The following is a 13621-nucleotide window of genomic DNA, read 5'->3' as shown; positions in this document are numbered from 1 at the left end:
CCTCAGCGGCCGAGGGTGTCAGCGGAGGAGGGCCGGGGAGGAGGCTCCGGGGGCCAGCAGCCGCGGGGCGCCACCGCCGTCCGCCTGGACGGTCCACAGGTCCGTGCTGTCGGCGGCGCCGTCGGTGGGCAGGCCGTAGGCGAGGGTACGGTCGTCGAGCCAGGCGGCCTGGTCGTCCACGCTGCGCTTCTCGGCGAGCGCGTGCTCGCGCAGTGTCCCGAGGTCCATCACGTGCTCGCGCCAGAGCGAGGCCCCGGCCCGGACCCGCTTCTTGTACGCGATGCGCGTCTCGTCCGGGGACAGGGAAGGGCATTCGACGTTCTTGGCGAGGGTCTTGACGCTGCGCCCCGAGATCGAGCCCTTCACCAGGTGGGTCTCGCCGCCGGTGGAGACGGTGGCGTAGAAGGTGTCGTCGTCCTTGGAGAAGGTGACGCCCCAGAAGTTCACGTCCTGCGCGCGGTGCTGCCGGCCGTCCATGTCGATGGCGAACTCCTCCAGGTTCGCCTCCAGCTTCCAGGTACGGGTGTCCACGATCGCGGTACGGGTGGAGAAGAAGGCGGCGCCGTAGGACTCGCCGGAGACGAAGACGGTCCAGGCGGCGAACCGGCCGCTGGGTGAGACCCGGGCCCGGCTGGGAGTTCCCGCGAGGGGGAAGCTGCGCAGCGTGCGCAGTTCGGAGTCGACGATCAGGGCCGTGTTGTCCTGGGCGAGCGCGCCCGGCGTGGAGCGCAGGCACACGCCCGTACCGGCGGCGGCGTAGAAGCGGCGGCAGTCGAGTTCGGAGGCGGTGCGTTCGGAGTCGGGTGCGTCGGCCGGGACGGAGGCGAGGGCCCCGCGGTGCGGACCCTGCCCGCCGTTGAGGAAGGTCAGGGAGCCGGGGCGGTCGAGGGTGACGGTCCCGGCGGTGACCGTCGGACCGCCCGCGGACGGTTTGTCGTCGCGGGAGGCGGAGCGCAGCACCAGCGTGGCGGCGAGGCCTCCGAGCAGCAGCACCGCCACCGCGAGGACGAGCAGGCGACGGGACGGGGACAGCGTCATCTGGGGGGCCTCACGGGCTTCGGGTCGGTCGGGTCGGTCGGGCCGGGGCGGGTCGGATCGGGGCGGCTCGGGGCGCGTCCGGGCGAGTCGGTTCGGGTCGGGTCGGTTCTCATCGGGTGTCCTGCGGCGCCGACGGGCGCAGGACGAAGCCGGCGACGGCCGCGCAGCACAGCAGGCCGGCCGCGGCGGCGGCCAGGGCCGGGCCGGTACCCCACAGGGTCCAGGCCGCGCCGAAGGCGAGCGAGCAGCCGAAGCGGGCCAGCGCCTGGCCCGTGCCGACCAGGGCCATGCCGGTGGCGCGCAGTTCGCCGGGGACGGTGGCGGCGACGGCGGCGGGCAGCACGCCGTCGGTGGCGGCGTAGAACATGCCGTGCAGCGCGAGGACGAGGAAGGGCAGGGCGGGCCAGGCGGGAGCCCAGAGCAGCAGCGCGTAGCCGGCCAGCAGGAGGGCGTGTCCGGTGAGGAAGACGGTGCGCCGGCCGATCCGGTCGGCGAGGGCCCCGGCGGGCACGGCGAGCAGCAGGAACACGGCGGCGGTCCCCAGCGGCATGAGCGGGAACCACTGGTCGCCGATGCCGGTGCGGCGTTGCAGGAGCAGGTAGACGAAGGCGTCGCTGACGGTGGTCAGGCCCAGCAGAACGGCGCAGATGGCCAGGTTGCGCAGCCGGGGCAGGCGCAGCAGGCCGAGCGCGTCGCGCAGCCGTACGGGGGCCGGCCGGTCCGCGTCACGGGCCGTGGCGGCGGTGGCCTTCGCCGGGGTGGCCTTCGCCGCGACGGCCTTCGCCGGGGTGGCCTTCGCCGAGGCGGCCTTCGCCGAGGCGGCGGGCGGGGTGGGCACCGGGTCGACGCCGGAGGGGACGAAGAGCATGAGGACCACGACACCGAGTACGGCGACGCAGGCGCTGACGCCGAAGACGGCGTCGTAACCGTCGACCGTCAGGCTCAGGATGAGGAAGGCGGCGAGCGGCCCGAGCAGCGCCCCGGTGGTGTCCATGGCCCGGTGCACACCGAAGGCGCGCCCTTGTAACTCGGGTGGTGTGGACAGGGAGATCAGCGCGTCGCGCGGGGCGGTGCGCAGTCCCTTGCCGGTGCGTTCCAGGGTGAGGATCACACTGATCGGGCCCAGGCTGTGGGCGAACAGGAGCAGCGGTTTGCACAGGGCCGACAGGCCGTAGCCGATGCCGGCGATCAGCTTGTGGTTGCGGACCCGGTCGGCGAGGTGGCCGCCGGTCAGCTGCACGAGGGCGCTGACCCCGTTGTAGACGCCGTCGAGCGCCCCGAAGCCGAGGGGGCTCAGGCCCAACCCGGCGATCAGGTACAGGGGCAGCACTGCGGTGACCATCTCCGAGGAGATGTCGGTGATCATGCTGACCGCGCCCAGGGCGAGGACGGTCGAGGCGACCGCGGGTGCCCGGACGGGTCCCCGGTCCGGAGCGGTCTTCGCGCCCTCGGGCGCGGGCGCGGAGCGGTCCGCGAGGTACATGCTCAAGAGCTCCCGATGCCGACGGACTTGAGTGCACTCGAACGTGCGAGTGGAACCCTAATGGTTGTACGGGCCAACGGTGGGGCGTTCGACCGGATTTGGCCGTTCGCCCCGCCGCCGACCCGGGCCGGGGTGGAGTGGGCGGAGTGGAGTGGGTGGAGTGGGTGCGGGGAGGGAGGGTCAGCCCTGCCGGCTGCTCTCGTCCCGCAGCCAGGTGGAGAAGTCCTGGTCCCGGATGGCCTTGCGGGAGCCCCGGCGGGCGGCGAGCGCGGCCACCACGAACACCACCACCCCGGGCAGCAGCGCCGGCCGGGCCCACAGCAGGGCGCGCAGATCCGCCGTGCCCGTCCGCGCGGTCTGCTCGGACACCGGCTCCGGCGCCCGCTCCGGCGCCTGCTCCGACACCGACACCGACACCGACTCCGGCGCCTCGGCCCGCCGCGCCGCCTGGTAGCGCTCGAACTCGGCCGAGGAGGTCGCCGCCCGGACCCGCCGCCGGATCAGGTCGGACCAGGTGCGCGGCGGGCGGACGACCACCCGGGCCGCCTCGACCACGCGCCGCTCCCCCGGTCCGAAGGCGAGGGACGCGGCCAGGTCGTCGGCCATCAGCGGGGGCAGCGCGGCGAGCCGCTCGTGCCCCGGCTCGGTCACGGCGATGACCCCCCGGCCGAACAGCCCCTCGCGGACGGCGGGCAGCCGCTGCCACACCCGGTAGTACGCCCGCACCGGCCAGGCGCAGCCGGCCAGCGGGATGTCCCGGCCCGGCGCGGCGGCGAGCAGCTCCGGGTTCCGTTCGAGGGCGCCCACCAGGGCCCGTACGTCGGCGGCCCCGACGACGACGTCGGCGTCCACGTACAGCCGGGGGAAGCCCCTCGCGTGCTCGTCGCCCACCCGAAGTGCCTGATGTTTGGAGGGGGTCGGGATCTCGACCACGCGTACGCGGTCGCCGCGCCCGGCCGCCACGCGGGCGGTGTCGTCCGTACAGCCGTTGCACACCACGACGATGTCGGGCCCGGGCACCGAGGTGTCGGCCAGGAGCGCGTCGAGGAGCCGGCCGATGACCCGGCCTTCGTTGTGGGCCGGTATCACGATGCTGGTCACCCGGGCAGTATGCATGGTCGAACACCCGCGCCAGGCGATTACGTCAACTCTGCCCGGGGGTACGCCCGGTGGACTAGATTGAGCGGCGCCGACCGGATTCGGCACGCTTCGGCGACGCCGATGTCCGGCACCTGGCGAAGGCGGTAGGCGGTAGGCGGTACGGGTTCGGCTGCTTGTGGGGAACAGGCGGTCGGGCCGGGGGCGAAGCACTCGAATCACGTAGGGCATCGGTTGTGGGGGGCCATCACCGTTGAGCAGGTCACGCACGGGACGCGCAGGCGTCCGGGCTGCCGTCGACGACATTTCCCTCCATCACACGCGTCCCGGCCATGAGTTGGCGACACGCCGTCCGGCGTGCGCGGAAGGAAGGGAAACGCCGTGAAGGACACCGCGAAGGACGCGGGGCAGGGCGCGGGTCAGGACACGGGCGTCACCGGCAAGGGGTCCGCCCCCTTAGGTGTCGCCGTGGTCGGCGCGGGCTACTGGGGCCCCAATCTCGTCCGCAACTTCCAGTCCAGTGACCGGTTCCGGCTGCGCTGGCTCTGCGATCTGAACGTGGACCGGGCCCGGCAGGTGCTCGGCGCGTACTCCACGGTCCAGGCCACCGGCGACTACGAGGCGGTCCTCGCCGACCCGGAGGTCGACGCGGTCGCCGTGGCCACCCCGGCGGGCACGCACCTCGATGTGGCGCTGGCCGCGCTGCGCGCCGGCAAGCACGTCCTCGTGGAGAAGCCCCTGGCGGCCACGTACGAGGACGGGCTGCGGCTGGTGAACGAGGCCGAGGAGCGCGGTCTCACGCTGATGTGCGACCACACCTACTGCTACACCCCGGCCGTGGGCCGGATCCGCGAGATGGTCCGCTCGGGCGAACTCGGCGAGATCCACTACGTGGACTCGGTACGGATCAACCTGGGGCTCGTCCAGAAGGACATCGACGTCCTGTGGGACCTGGCCCCCCACGACCTCTCCGTCCTGGACTTCATCCTCCCGGACCATGTGCAGCCGGTCGCCGTCGCCGCGCACGGAGCCGATCCCATCGGAGCCGGCCAGTCCTGCGTGGCCTACCTGACCCTCCAGCTGAACACCGGCGCCATCGCGCACGTGCACGTCAACTGGCTCTCCCCGACCAAGGTGCGCACCACCATGGTCGGCGGCTCCAAGCGCACCCTGGTGTGGGACGACCTCAACCCGACCCAGCGCGTAGCGGTGTTCGACCGCGGGGTGGACCTGAGCGCCCCGCAGGAGATCGGCGCGGACGAGCGCCGGGACATGCTCGTCTCCTACCGGACCGGCGACATGGTGGCGCCCGCGATCGGCGAGAAGGAGGCCCTGCGCAGCATGGTCGAGGAGTTCGCCACGTCCATCACGACGGGACGGCCGCCGCTGACGGACGGCCGGGCGGGACTGAAGGTGCTGGACATCCTGGAAGCGGCCTCCCGGAGCCTGGAGTTCCGCGGAGCGGTCGTCGGACTGCGCACCGGGCGTTGACCCTCCGTCATCCGATCACTCGCAAGACCACGACAGAACATTCAGTGGGGGGCAGGACGTTGAGCAGCGTACGAGGCAAGAGGATTCTGGTCACCGGAGGGTCGGGCACGATCGGCTCGCACCTGGTGGACCTGCTGGTGGACAACGGGGCACGTGAGGTCGTCGTGCTCGACAACTTCGTGCGGGGGCGGACCGCCAACCTGGCCCGCGCCCTGCCGAGCGGGGTGGTGGAGGTCGTCGAGGGCGACATCCGCGACGTGGCCACGGTACGGAAGGCGACCGAGGGCGCCGAGCTGGTCTTCCACCTCGCCGCCATCCGGATCACCCAGTGCGCGGAGGACCCGCGGCTGGCGAACGAGGTCATGGTGGACGGCACCTTCAACGTGCTGGAGGCGGCCGCGGCCGCCGGGGTGGGCAAGGTGATCGCCTCGTCCTCGGCCTCGGTCTACGGCCTGGCCGAGGAGTTCCCGACCACCGAGCGCCACCACCCGTACAACAACGACACCTTCTACGGCGCGGCGAAGGCCTTCAACGAGGGGGTGCTGCGCAGCTTCCACTCCATGTACGGGCTGGACTACGTGGCCCTGCGCTACTTCAACGTGTACGGCCCCCGGATGGACATCCACGGCCTCTACACCGAGGTGCTGATCCGTTGGATGGAGCGGATCGCCTCGGGCGAGCCGCCGCTGATCCTCGGCGACGGCCTGCAGACCATGGACTTCGTCGACGTCCGGGACATCGCGCGCGCCAACCTGCTGGCCGCCCAGTCGGACCTGACCGACGAGGTGTTCAACGTCGCGAGCGGCACGGAGACCAGCCTGCTCCAGCTCGCGAACGGCCTGTTGGAGGCGATGGGCGCCGAAGGCCTGGTGCCCGAGCACGGGCCGGCCCGCGCCGTGAACGGCGTCACCCGGCGGCTCGCGGACACCTCGGGGGCCGCGGAGCGGCTCGGCTTCACCGCCGAGATCGACCTGCGCACCGGCCTGCGGGACCTGGTGCGGTGGTGGCGGGCCGAGCGCGCCGCCGACGCTGCCGCGGCTGCCACCGAGGCGGGCCGATGAGCGCCCCGGACGCCGCTCCCGCCGCCGCCCCGGACGCCGCTCCCGTCGCCGCCCCCGCCCGGATCCCGGTGATGGTGCCGTGGCTGGGCGAGGAGGAGGCGAAGGCCGCCGCCGACGCGGTGCTCTCCGGCTGGGTGGCCCAAGGCCCGCGGGTCGCCGAGTTCGAGCGGGCCTTCGCCGAGCGGGTGGGCGCCGAGCACGGCATCGCGGTGAGCTCGTGCACCACCGCCCTGCACCTGGCCCTGATCGCGCTGGACCTCGGACCCGGCGACGAGGTGATCGTCCCCTCGCTGTCCTTCATCGCCACGGCCAACGCCGTGCGCCACGTGGGCGCCCGACCGGTGTTCGCGGACGTCGAGGAGGCCACCGGCAACCTCACCCCGGCCACCGTGGACGCGGTGCGCACGCCGAGGACCAAGGCGGTGATCGCCGTCCACCAGGGCGGGGTGCCCGCGGACGTGCACGCGCTGCGCGCGGTGTGCGCCGACTGGGACGTGGCCCTGGTGGAGGACGCCGCCTGCGGCATCGGCGCGACGGTCGGCGGCAAGTCGGTGGGCCACGGCGCGCTGCTCGCCGCCTGGTCCTTCCACCCCCGCAAGGTGATCACCACCGGCGAGGGCGGCATGCTCACCACGGACGACGCGCGATGGGCGGAGCGGCTGCGCCGGCTGCGCGAGCACGGCATGAACGTGTCCGCCGCGCAGCGCCACGCCAGCAGCAAGCCGGTCGTCGAGAGCTACCTGGAGGTCGGCTACAACTACCGGATGACCGACATCCAGGCCGCGGTCGGCCTGGTGCAGCTCGGCAAGCTGGACGAGATCGTGGCCCGGCGGCGCGCTCTCGCGGCCCGGTACACGGAGCTGCTGAGCCCGATCCCGGGGCTGCGCCCGCTCCGGGACCCCGGTCACGGCCAGGGCAACTTCCAGTCGTACTGGGTGCTGCCGGCCGAGGACTTCCCCGTCGGCCGGGACGAGCTGCTCGCGGCGCTCGCCGAGGCCGGGATCTCGGCCCGGCGCGGGATCATGGCCTCGCACCTGGAGCCCGCGTACGCCGGCCACGGCGCGGCGCCGCTGCCGGTCACCGAGCGGATCAGCCGCGACTCCCTCATCCTGCCGCTGTTCCACACGATGACGCGGGAGCAGCAGGACCGGGTGGTGGCGGTGCTGCGCGAACAGGCGGGCGGATGAGCGGCCCGCCGCCGCGGACCGAGGATCTGCTGATCGTCGGGGCGGGCGGGTTCGCCCGCGAGACCGCCCAGGCGGTACGGGACGCGGCCGCCGCGGCGGCCGCGTCCGGCCGGGCGCCGCGGTGGCGCCTGGCCGGGCACCTCGACGACGATCCGGGCCTGCACGGCAGGGAGGTCGACGGGGTGCCGGTGCTGGGCGGCGGCCACCTCGTGCACGAGCTGCCCGCGGCCCGGGTGGTGGTCTGCGTGGGCAGTCCGCGCGACTACGCCGTGCGGGCCCGGCTGGTACGGCGCCTGGGGCTGCCCGGGAGCCGGTACGCGACGGTGGTCCACCCGACGGCGGTGGTCTCGGGGTCCTCGCTGCTCGGCGCGGGCTCGGTGCTGCTCGCGCACTGCGTGCTGACGGCCGCCGTCCGGCTCGGGTCCCACGTGGCGGTGATGCCGCACGTGGTGCTCACCCACGACGACCGGATCGGGGACTTCGCCACGCTCGCCTCGGGCGTCCGCCTCGGCGGCGGGGTGCGGCTGGGGCGCGGGGCGTACGTGGGCGCGGGAGCGCTGGTGCGCGAGGGCACGTCGGTCGGCGCCTGGTCGCTGACCGGGATGGGAAGCACGGTTCTGGCCGATGTGCCGCCCGGTGAGGTGTGGGCCGGAAGCCCCGCCCGCCGGCTGCGCGCGGCGGGGGGCCCGGCGCTCGACGAGCTGCGGGCCGATGGCGAGGAGAAGGCCGGCCGGTGGCCGGAGACACGGATGGGGAGCACAGTCGTATGAACCAGATACCGCTCGTCGACCTGAAGGCGGCGCACGCCGAGGTCGCCGAGGAATTACGGGCAGGCTTCGACCGTGTGCTCGCCGACACCGCTTTCATCGGCGGTGCGGAGGTCCGCGCGTTCGAGCGTGAGTACGCCGACTTCGCGGGGGTCGGGCACTGCGTGGGGGTCGCCAACGGCACCGACGCCCTCGAACTCGCCCTGCGCGTGAGCGGGGTGGGGGTCGGCGACGAGGTGGTGCTGCCCGCGAACACCTTCATCGCCACCGCGGGCGCCGTCGCCCGCATCGGTGCCCGGCCGGTGCTGGTGGACTGCCTCCCCGACACCCTGCTGATGGATCCGCGGGCCGCTCTGGAGGCCGTAGGCAAGGACACCCGCGCGGTGGTCCCCGTCCACCTCTACGGGCAGTGCGCGGACACCGAGGCGCTGGCGGCGGGCCTGCCGGCGCACGTGCGGATCGTCGAGGACGCCGCGCAGAGCCAGGGCGCGACCCGCGACGGCCGCTCCCCCGGCAGCGGGGGCATCGCGGCGACCAGTTTCTACCCGGGCAAGAACCTCGGCGCGTACGGCGACGCGGGAGCGGTGGTGACCGACGACGAGGAGAGCGCGGACCTGGTCCGGGCCCTCGCCAACCACGGCGGCATCGCCAAGTACCGCCACGACGTGGCCGGGTTCAACAGCCGCCTCGACGGTCTGCAGGCCGTGGTGCTGCGGGCGAAGTTGGCCCGGCTCTCCGAGGGGAACGCGGCCCGCCGGGCCGCCGCCGCCCGTTACGACGAGCTGCTGGGCGACCTCGCCTCCGGTGGCCGGCTCACCCTGCCGGTCACGGACGCGGCCAATGTCCACGTGTGGCACCTGTACGTCGTCCGGGTGGCCGGAGCGGACCGCGACGCCGTCGTCGGGAAGCTCAACGCGGAGGGCATCGGCGCGGGTGTGCACTACCCGGCGCCGGTCCACCTGACGCCGGCCTTCGCCCAACTCGGGCACACCCGAGGCGACTTCCCGCACGCCGAACAGGCGGCGGACCGGATGCTCTCGCTCCCCCTCTTCCCGCAGATCACCGCGGCCCAGCAGGAGCGGGTCGCGGAAACCCTCCGCAACGCCCTGCGCTGACCCCACGCGCTCACGCAAACAATGAGGTCCAGATGAACAGACGGACAAGGTTGCTTCGTTACGGTCTCTTCACCGTGATCGCGGCCTTGATGGCCACGGTCCTGCCACCGGCGGCGGTGGCCGGTGCGGTCGATCCCTGCGGTCCCACCACGAACGCCGTCGTGTGCGAGAACTCCAAGCCCGGCACACCGATGGAGGACTGGTTCGCACCCAGCGCGTACGGCGACATCAAGGGTTTCCCGGCCCAGACGAGCGTCCAGGCCGGCGAGACCGTGCAGTTCAAGATCCAGTCGCCGACGTCGTACAAGGTCTCGGTCTACCGCCTCGGCCACTACGGCGGCAGCGGGGCGCGCCTGATGTCGACCCCGGCACAGGCGGCCCAGACCTATCCGGCGAACTTCGCGCCGGGCGGCAATCCGGCGACCTGCGCCAAGAAGGCCGCCACCGGGTTGGTCGACTGCGGTAACTGGCCCGTCACCGCGACGTGGACCGTACCGGCCGACGCCGTGTCCGGGCTCTACGTCGTCAACTTCGACCAGGCGGACGGCAATGGTGTGATGCCGTACCCGTTCGTCGTCCGCAACGACTCCAGCCACTCCGACATCGTCGTGCAGACCAGTGACCAGACCTGGCAGGCGTACAACAACTACGGCGGCCAGGACCTGTACGACGGCGGCGGCCCCGCCCCGGACGGGCGGGCGTACGAGGTCAGCTACAACCGGCCGATGGACATCGGCGGGGACAACGGGATCTACGGGTCCGAGTTCCAGATGATCGCCTGGCTGGAGCGCAACGGCTACGACGTGAGCTACATGTCCGGGATCGACATGTCGGTCCGCGGCGGGACCCTGCTGCAGAACCACAAGGTCTTCCTGTCGTCCGGGCACGACGAGTACTGGACCCAGGAGCAGTTCACGAACGCGCTGAACGCGCGCCGGGCCGGGGTCCACCAGACGTACTTCAGCGGCAACGAGGTCTTCTGGAAGACCCGTCTGGCGCCGAGCATCGACGGCGCGAACACCGCCAACCGGACGCTGGTCTCGTACAAGGAGACCAAGCTGTCCTTCCCGCAGCCGAACGGCATCCCCGACCCGAGCGGGATCTGGACGGGCACCTTCATGGACCCGGCCAGCGCCACGAACGGCCGCCCCTTCCAGCCGCAGAACCAGCTGACCGGCTCGATGTTCAGCGTCAACGGCTACCGCAGCGACGCGATCACCGTGCCGGGCACCTTCGCCAAGCAGCGGCTGTGGCGCAACACCACGGTCGCGAACCTCACCCCCTCGCAGACCGCCACGTTCCCCACCGGCACGCTCGGCTACGAGTGGGACAGCGACGTGGAGAACGCCAGCAGGCCCGCCGGGCAGATCACGATGTCCTCCACCACGGTGGACATCGAGGACGGCAAGCTCCTCAAGGACTACGGCAACACCTACGGCAACGGCACCGCCACGCACAGCCTGGTGGCCTTCCGCGACCAGACCTCGCACGCACTGGTGTTCGGCGCGGGCACGGTCCAGTGGTCCTGGGGCCTGACCAACATGCCGACCGGCAACCCCGACGACACGGTGGTCACCGCGGACAAGCGGATGCAGCAGGCCACGGTGAACATCTTCGCCGACATGGGCGTGCAGCCCCGGTCCCTGCAGAGCGACCTGGTCGCCTCCACCGCCTCCACGGACACCGTGGGCCCGGGCGTGACGGTGACCAGCCCGGCGGCGAACGCGACCGTACCGGCGCTGCGGCCCGTGACCATCACCGGCACGTCCGCCGACACCGGCGGCGGCGTGGTCGCCCGGGTGGAGGTGTCCACCGACGGCGGCACCACCTGGAAGGCGACCACGGGCCTGGCGTCCTGGAGCTACAAGTGGACCCCGACCGTCCCGGGCGCCGCGCAGATCAAGGTGCGCGCCGTGGACGACAGCGTCAACATCGGCGCCACCACCACGGTGCCGCTGACGGTCGGGCCCCAGCAGTGCCCCTGCACGGTGTGGCCCGCCGCGGCCGTGCCGGGCACCGTCAACGCCGGTGACGGCAGCGCCGTCGAGCTCGGCGTGAAGATCCGTTCCTCGGTGGCCGGTTCGATCACCGGCGTCCGCTTCTACAAGTCCCCCGCCAACACCGGCACCCACACCGGCAGCCTCTGGAGCAGCACCGGCCAGCGCCTGGCCACGGGTACCTTCACCAACGAGACGGCCTCCGGCTGGCAGCAGCTGAACTTCGCCACGCCGGTCCCGGTCAAGGCGAACACCACCTACGTCGCCTCCTACTTCGCCCCGCACGGTGGCTACTCCTTCGACAACACCTTCGCCGCGAGCGACGCGGGCCTGGCCCCGCTCACCGCGCTGAAGAGCGGCACCGACGGCGGCAACGGCGTCTACCGCTACAGCGGCACGGGCGGTTTCCCGTCCACCGCCGCGTCCGGCAGCAACTACTGGGTGGACGCGGTCCTGGACACCGCGACCGCCAGCACCACCCCGCCCACCGTCACCGCCACCTCGCCGCAGTCCGCGGCGACCGGCACCCAGATCACGGCGGCCATGACGGCCACCTTCAGCAACGCCGTCGACGCGGACACGCTGGTGTTCTCCGTGAAGGACTCCGGCGGCGCCACCGTCCCGGGCACCAAGGTGCTGGGCGCGTCCAACAGCGCGACCTTCACCCCGTCCTCCGAACTGGCCCTGAACTCCACCTACACGGCATCAGTACAGGCCTCCGACCTGTGGGGCAACGCGATGGCCGCCCCGGTCACGTGGAACTTCACGACCAGCGCGAGCCCGCCGACGGTCAACTGCCCGTGCACCCTGTGGAACGGCGCCGCGACACCGAGCACGGCGAACGTCGGTGACGACGCCAACTCCGTGGAACTGGGCACCCGTTTCCAGTCCGCGGTGAACGGCTACATCACCGGCGTCACCTTCTACAAGGGCCCCGGCAACACCGGTACGCACACCGGCAGCCTGTGGTCCGCCTCCGGCACCCTGCTCGCCACCGGCACCTTCGGCAGCGAGACCCTGACCGGCTGGCAGCAACTGCAGTTCACCACTCCGGTCGCGATCACGGCGGGTACCACGTACGTGGCCTCCTACCACGCGCCGAACGGCAACTACTCGGTGGACGGCGGCTACTTCACCGGCGCTCACCGCTCCTATCCGCTGGTGGCACCGGCTGACACGGCGGGCAGTGCCAACGGGCTCTACAAGTACGGGGCGGCCACGGCCTTCCCGTCGAACACCTTCGGCTCGGTGAACTACTGGGTCGGCCCGATCTTCACCACCACGGCGCCGCCCGCCCTGCAGGAGGGGCTGTCCACGGAGGTGAGCGGGCAGTGAGCACGGTCAGCGTGGTGATCCCCTGCTACAAGTACGGCCACTTCCTGGCGGACTGCGTCAAGAGCGTGCTGGACGAGCAGGAGGGCGTCGACGTACGGGTACTGATCATCGACGACGCCTCGCCCGACGACTCCGCGGAGGTCGCCCGCGCGCTGGCGGCCACCGACCCGCGGATCGAGGTACGGGTCCACGAGACCAACAAGGGCCACATCGCCACCTACAACGAGGGCCTGCTGGAATGGGCCGACGGGGACTACGTGGCCCTGCTGTCGGCGGACGACCGGCTGGTTCCCGGGGCCCTGGTGCGCGCCGCGGCCCTGCTCGACGCGCATCCGGAGGCCGGCTTCGCCTACGGCAGGCCGCTGCGCTTCCGGCACGGCGGACCGCTGCCGGCGGCCCGTACCCGCAGCACCGGGTCGGTCGTCTATCCCGGACGGTGGTGGCTGGACCGGCGGTTCCGGGAGGGCACCGGGTGCATCACCTCACCCGAGGTGGTGGTCCGCACCAGCCTTCAGCGCAAGGTCGGGGGCTACGATCCCGAGCTGCCGCACGCCGGCGACATCGAGATGTGGATGCGGCTCGCGGCGCACGCCGACGTGGGCTACATCCGCGGGGCCGACCAGGCCTTCTACCGGGTCCACGGCGACAACATGTCCACCACGGACTTCGGCGGGCAGCTCGACGACCTGCGCCAGCGCCTCGTCGCCTTCGACTCGGTGCTCGCCAAGTGCGGCGGGCTGCTTCCGGGGTCCGACCGGCTGGCGCTGTCGGCGCGTACCCGGCTGGCCCGGTACGCGCTGCGGCGCGCCTACCGGGCGTACGACCGGGGTCGTACGGCGGTGGTACCGGTCGACGAGCTCGTGGAGTTCGCCGCAGAGTGCCTGCCCGGGGAGTACACGAAGCTGGCCGAGTACCGGGCGCTGCTCAGGCGCCGGCGCATCGGGGCGCGCACCATGCCGTACCTCCAGCCGCTCGTGCTCTCGGCCGTGGCCGACCGGGGGCGCGAGTGGCTGTGGTGGCGGTCGTGGAAGCGTCGAGGGATTTGATGA

General features: G+C 72.6%; 10 protein-coding genes. 7 read left to right on the top strand and 3 right to left on the bottom strand.

Features of this window, described 5'->3' with window-relative positions:
• Positions 1 to 18: 18 nt before the first annotated feature.
• The 3 genes from OG624_RS31505 to OG624_RS31495 all read right to left on the bottom strand — a co-directional run bounded on the left by OG624_RS31505 (position 19) and on the right by OG624_RS31495 (position 3622).
• The gene (locus OG624_RS31505; RefSeq protein ID WP_371588713.1) at positions 19 to 1038 is read right to left on the bottom strand and encodes a TolB family protein; all 1020 of its coding nucleotides are present in this window, start codon (positions 1036 to 1038) and stop codon (positions 19 to 21) included.
• Positions 1039 to 1147: 109 nt separating this feature from the next.
• The gene (locus OG624_RS31500) at positions 1148 to 2521 is read right to left on the bottom strand and encodes an MFS transporter (RefSeq protein ID WP_371640085.1); all 1374 of its coding nucleotides are present in this window, start codon (positions 2519 to 2521) and stop codon (positions 1148 to 1150) included.
• A gap of 180 nt (positions 2522 to 2701) precedes the next feature.
• Positions 2702 to 3622, bottom strand: a complete 921-nt coding sequence (locus OG624_RS31495; RefSeq protein ID WP_371640084.1) for a glycosyltransferase family 2 protein — start codon at positions 3620 to 3622, stop codon at positions 2702 to 2704.
• A 378-nt stretch (positions 3623 to 4000) separates the two neighbouring features.
• On the opposite strand from OG624_RS31495, the gene OG624_RS31490 reads away from it, so the two are divergent.
• Genes OG624_RS31490 through OG624_RS31460 form a run of 7 tightly spaced genes read left to right on the top strand, consistent with a single transcriptional unit; the run spans position 4001 to position 13618 of the window.
• On the top strand, positions 4001 to 5110 hold the full coding sequence (locus OG624_RS31490) for a Gfo/Idh/MocA family protein (protein ID WP_078909154.1): 1110 nt from the start codon (positions 4001 to 4003) through the stop codon (positions 5108 to 5110).
• A 59-nt stretch (positions 5111 to 5169) separates the two neighbouring features.
• A complete protein-coding gene (locus tag OG624_RS31485; protein WP_371640083.1) occupies positions 5170 to 6171 on the top strand; it encodes an NAD-dependent epimerase/dehydratase family protein in 1002 nt (333 codons plus the stop codon).
• Positions 6168 to 7358 (top strand): DegT/DnrJ/EryC1/StrS family aminotransferase, encoded by a 1191-nt coding sequence (locus OG624_RS31480; protein WP_371640082.1) that lies wholly within the window; start codon positions 6168 to 6170, stop codon positions 7356 to 7358. The genes OG624_RS31485 and OG624_RS31480 overlap by 4 nt, the downstream gene beginning before the upstream one ends.
• On the top strand, positions 7355 to 8128 hold the full coding sequence (locus OG624_RS31475) for a NeuD/PglB/VioB family sugar acetyltransferase (RefSeq protein ID WP_051763058.1): 774 nt from the start codon (positions 7355 to 7357) through the stop codon (positions 8126 to 8128). Before OG624_RS31480 ends, OG624_RS31475 begins: the two co-directional genes overlap by 4 nt.
• Positions 8125 to 9240, top strand: a complete 1116-nt coding sequence (locus tag OG624_RS31470) for a DegT/DnrJ/EryC1/StrS family aminotransferase (RefSeq protein ID WP_371640080.1) — start codon at positions 8125 to 8127, stop codon at positions 9238 to 9240. The genes OG624_RS31475 and OG624_RS31470 overlap by 4 nt, the downstream gene beginning before the upstream one ends.
• A 32-nt stretch (positions 9241 to 9272) precedes the next feature.
• Complete coding sequence (locus OG624_RS31465; protein WP_326749324.1) at positions 9273 to 12572, top strand: DUF4082 domain-containing protein; 3300 nt, start codon at positions 9273 to 9275, stop codon at positions 12570 to 12572.
• Positions 12569 to 13618 carry a glycosyltransferase family 2 protein gene (locus tag OG624_RS31460; RefSeq protein ID WP_033218035.1) on the top strand — a complete coding sequence of 350 codons (1050 nt, stop codon included), beginning with the start codon at positions 12569 to 12571 and terminating at the stop codon, positions 13616 to 13618. The genes OG624_RS31465 and OG624_RS31460 overlap by 4 nt, the downstream gene beginning before the upstream one ends.
• The last annotated feature ends 3 nt before the right edge of the window (positions 13619 to 13621 follow it).

Origin of the sequence: Streptomyces virginiae (assembly GCF_041432505.1) — a bacterium.
Lineage (GTDB): Bacteria > Actinomycetota > Actinomycetes > Streptomycetales > Streptomycetaceae > Streptomyces > Streptomyces virginiae_A.
The sequence above is the reverse complement of the archived record's forward strand: the minus strand, read 5'-3'. Positions and strand labels throughout refer to the sequence as shown.

Coding starts and splice junctions, on each gene's coding strand:
- OG624_RS31505 (WP_371588713.1), bottom strand. CDS start 1,038: ATGACGCTGTCCCCGTCCCGTCGCCTGCTCGTCCTCGCGGTGGCGGTG.
- OG624_RS31500 (WP_371640085.1), bottom strand. CDS start 2,521: ATGTACCTCGCGGACCGCTCCGCGCCCGCGCCCGAGGGCGCGAAGACC.
- OG624_RS31480 (WP_371640082.1), top strand. CDS start 6,168: ATGAGCGCCCCGGACGCCGCTCCCGCCGCCGCCCCGGACGCCGCTCCC.
- OG624_RS31475 (WP_051763058.1), top strand. CDS start 7,355: ATGAGCGGCCCGCCGCCGCGGACCGAGGATCTGCTGATCGTCGGGGCG.
- OG624_RS31470 (WP_371640080.1), top strand. CDS start 8,125: ATGAACCAGATACCGCTCGTCGACCTGAAGGCGGCGCACGCCGAGGTC.
- OG624_RS31465 (WP_326749324.1), top strand. CDS start 9,273: ATGAACAGACGGACAAGGTTGCTTCGTTACGGTCTCTTCACCGTGATC.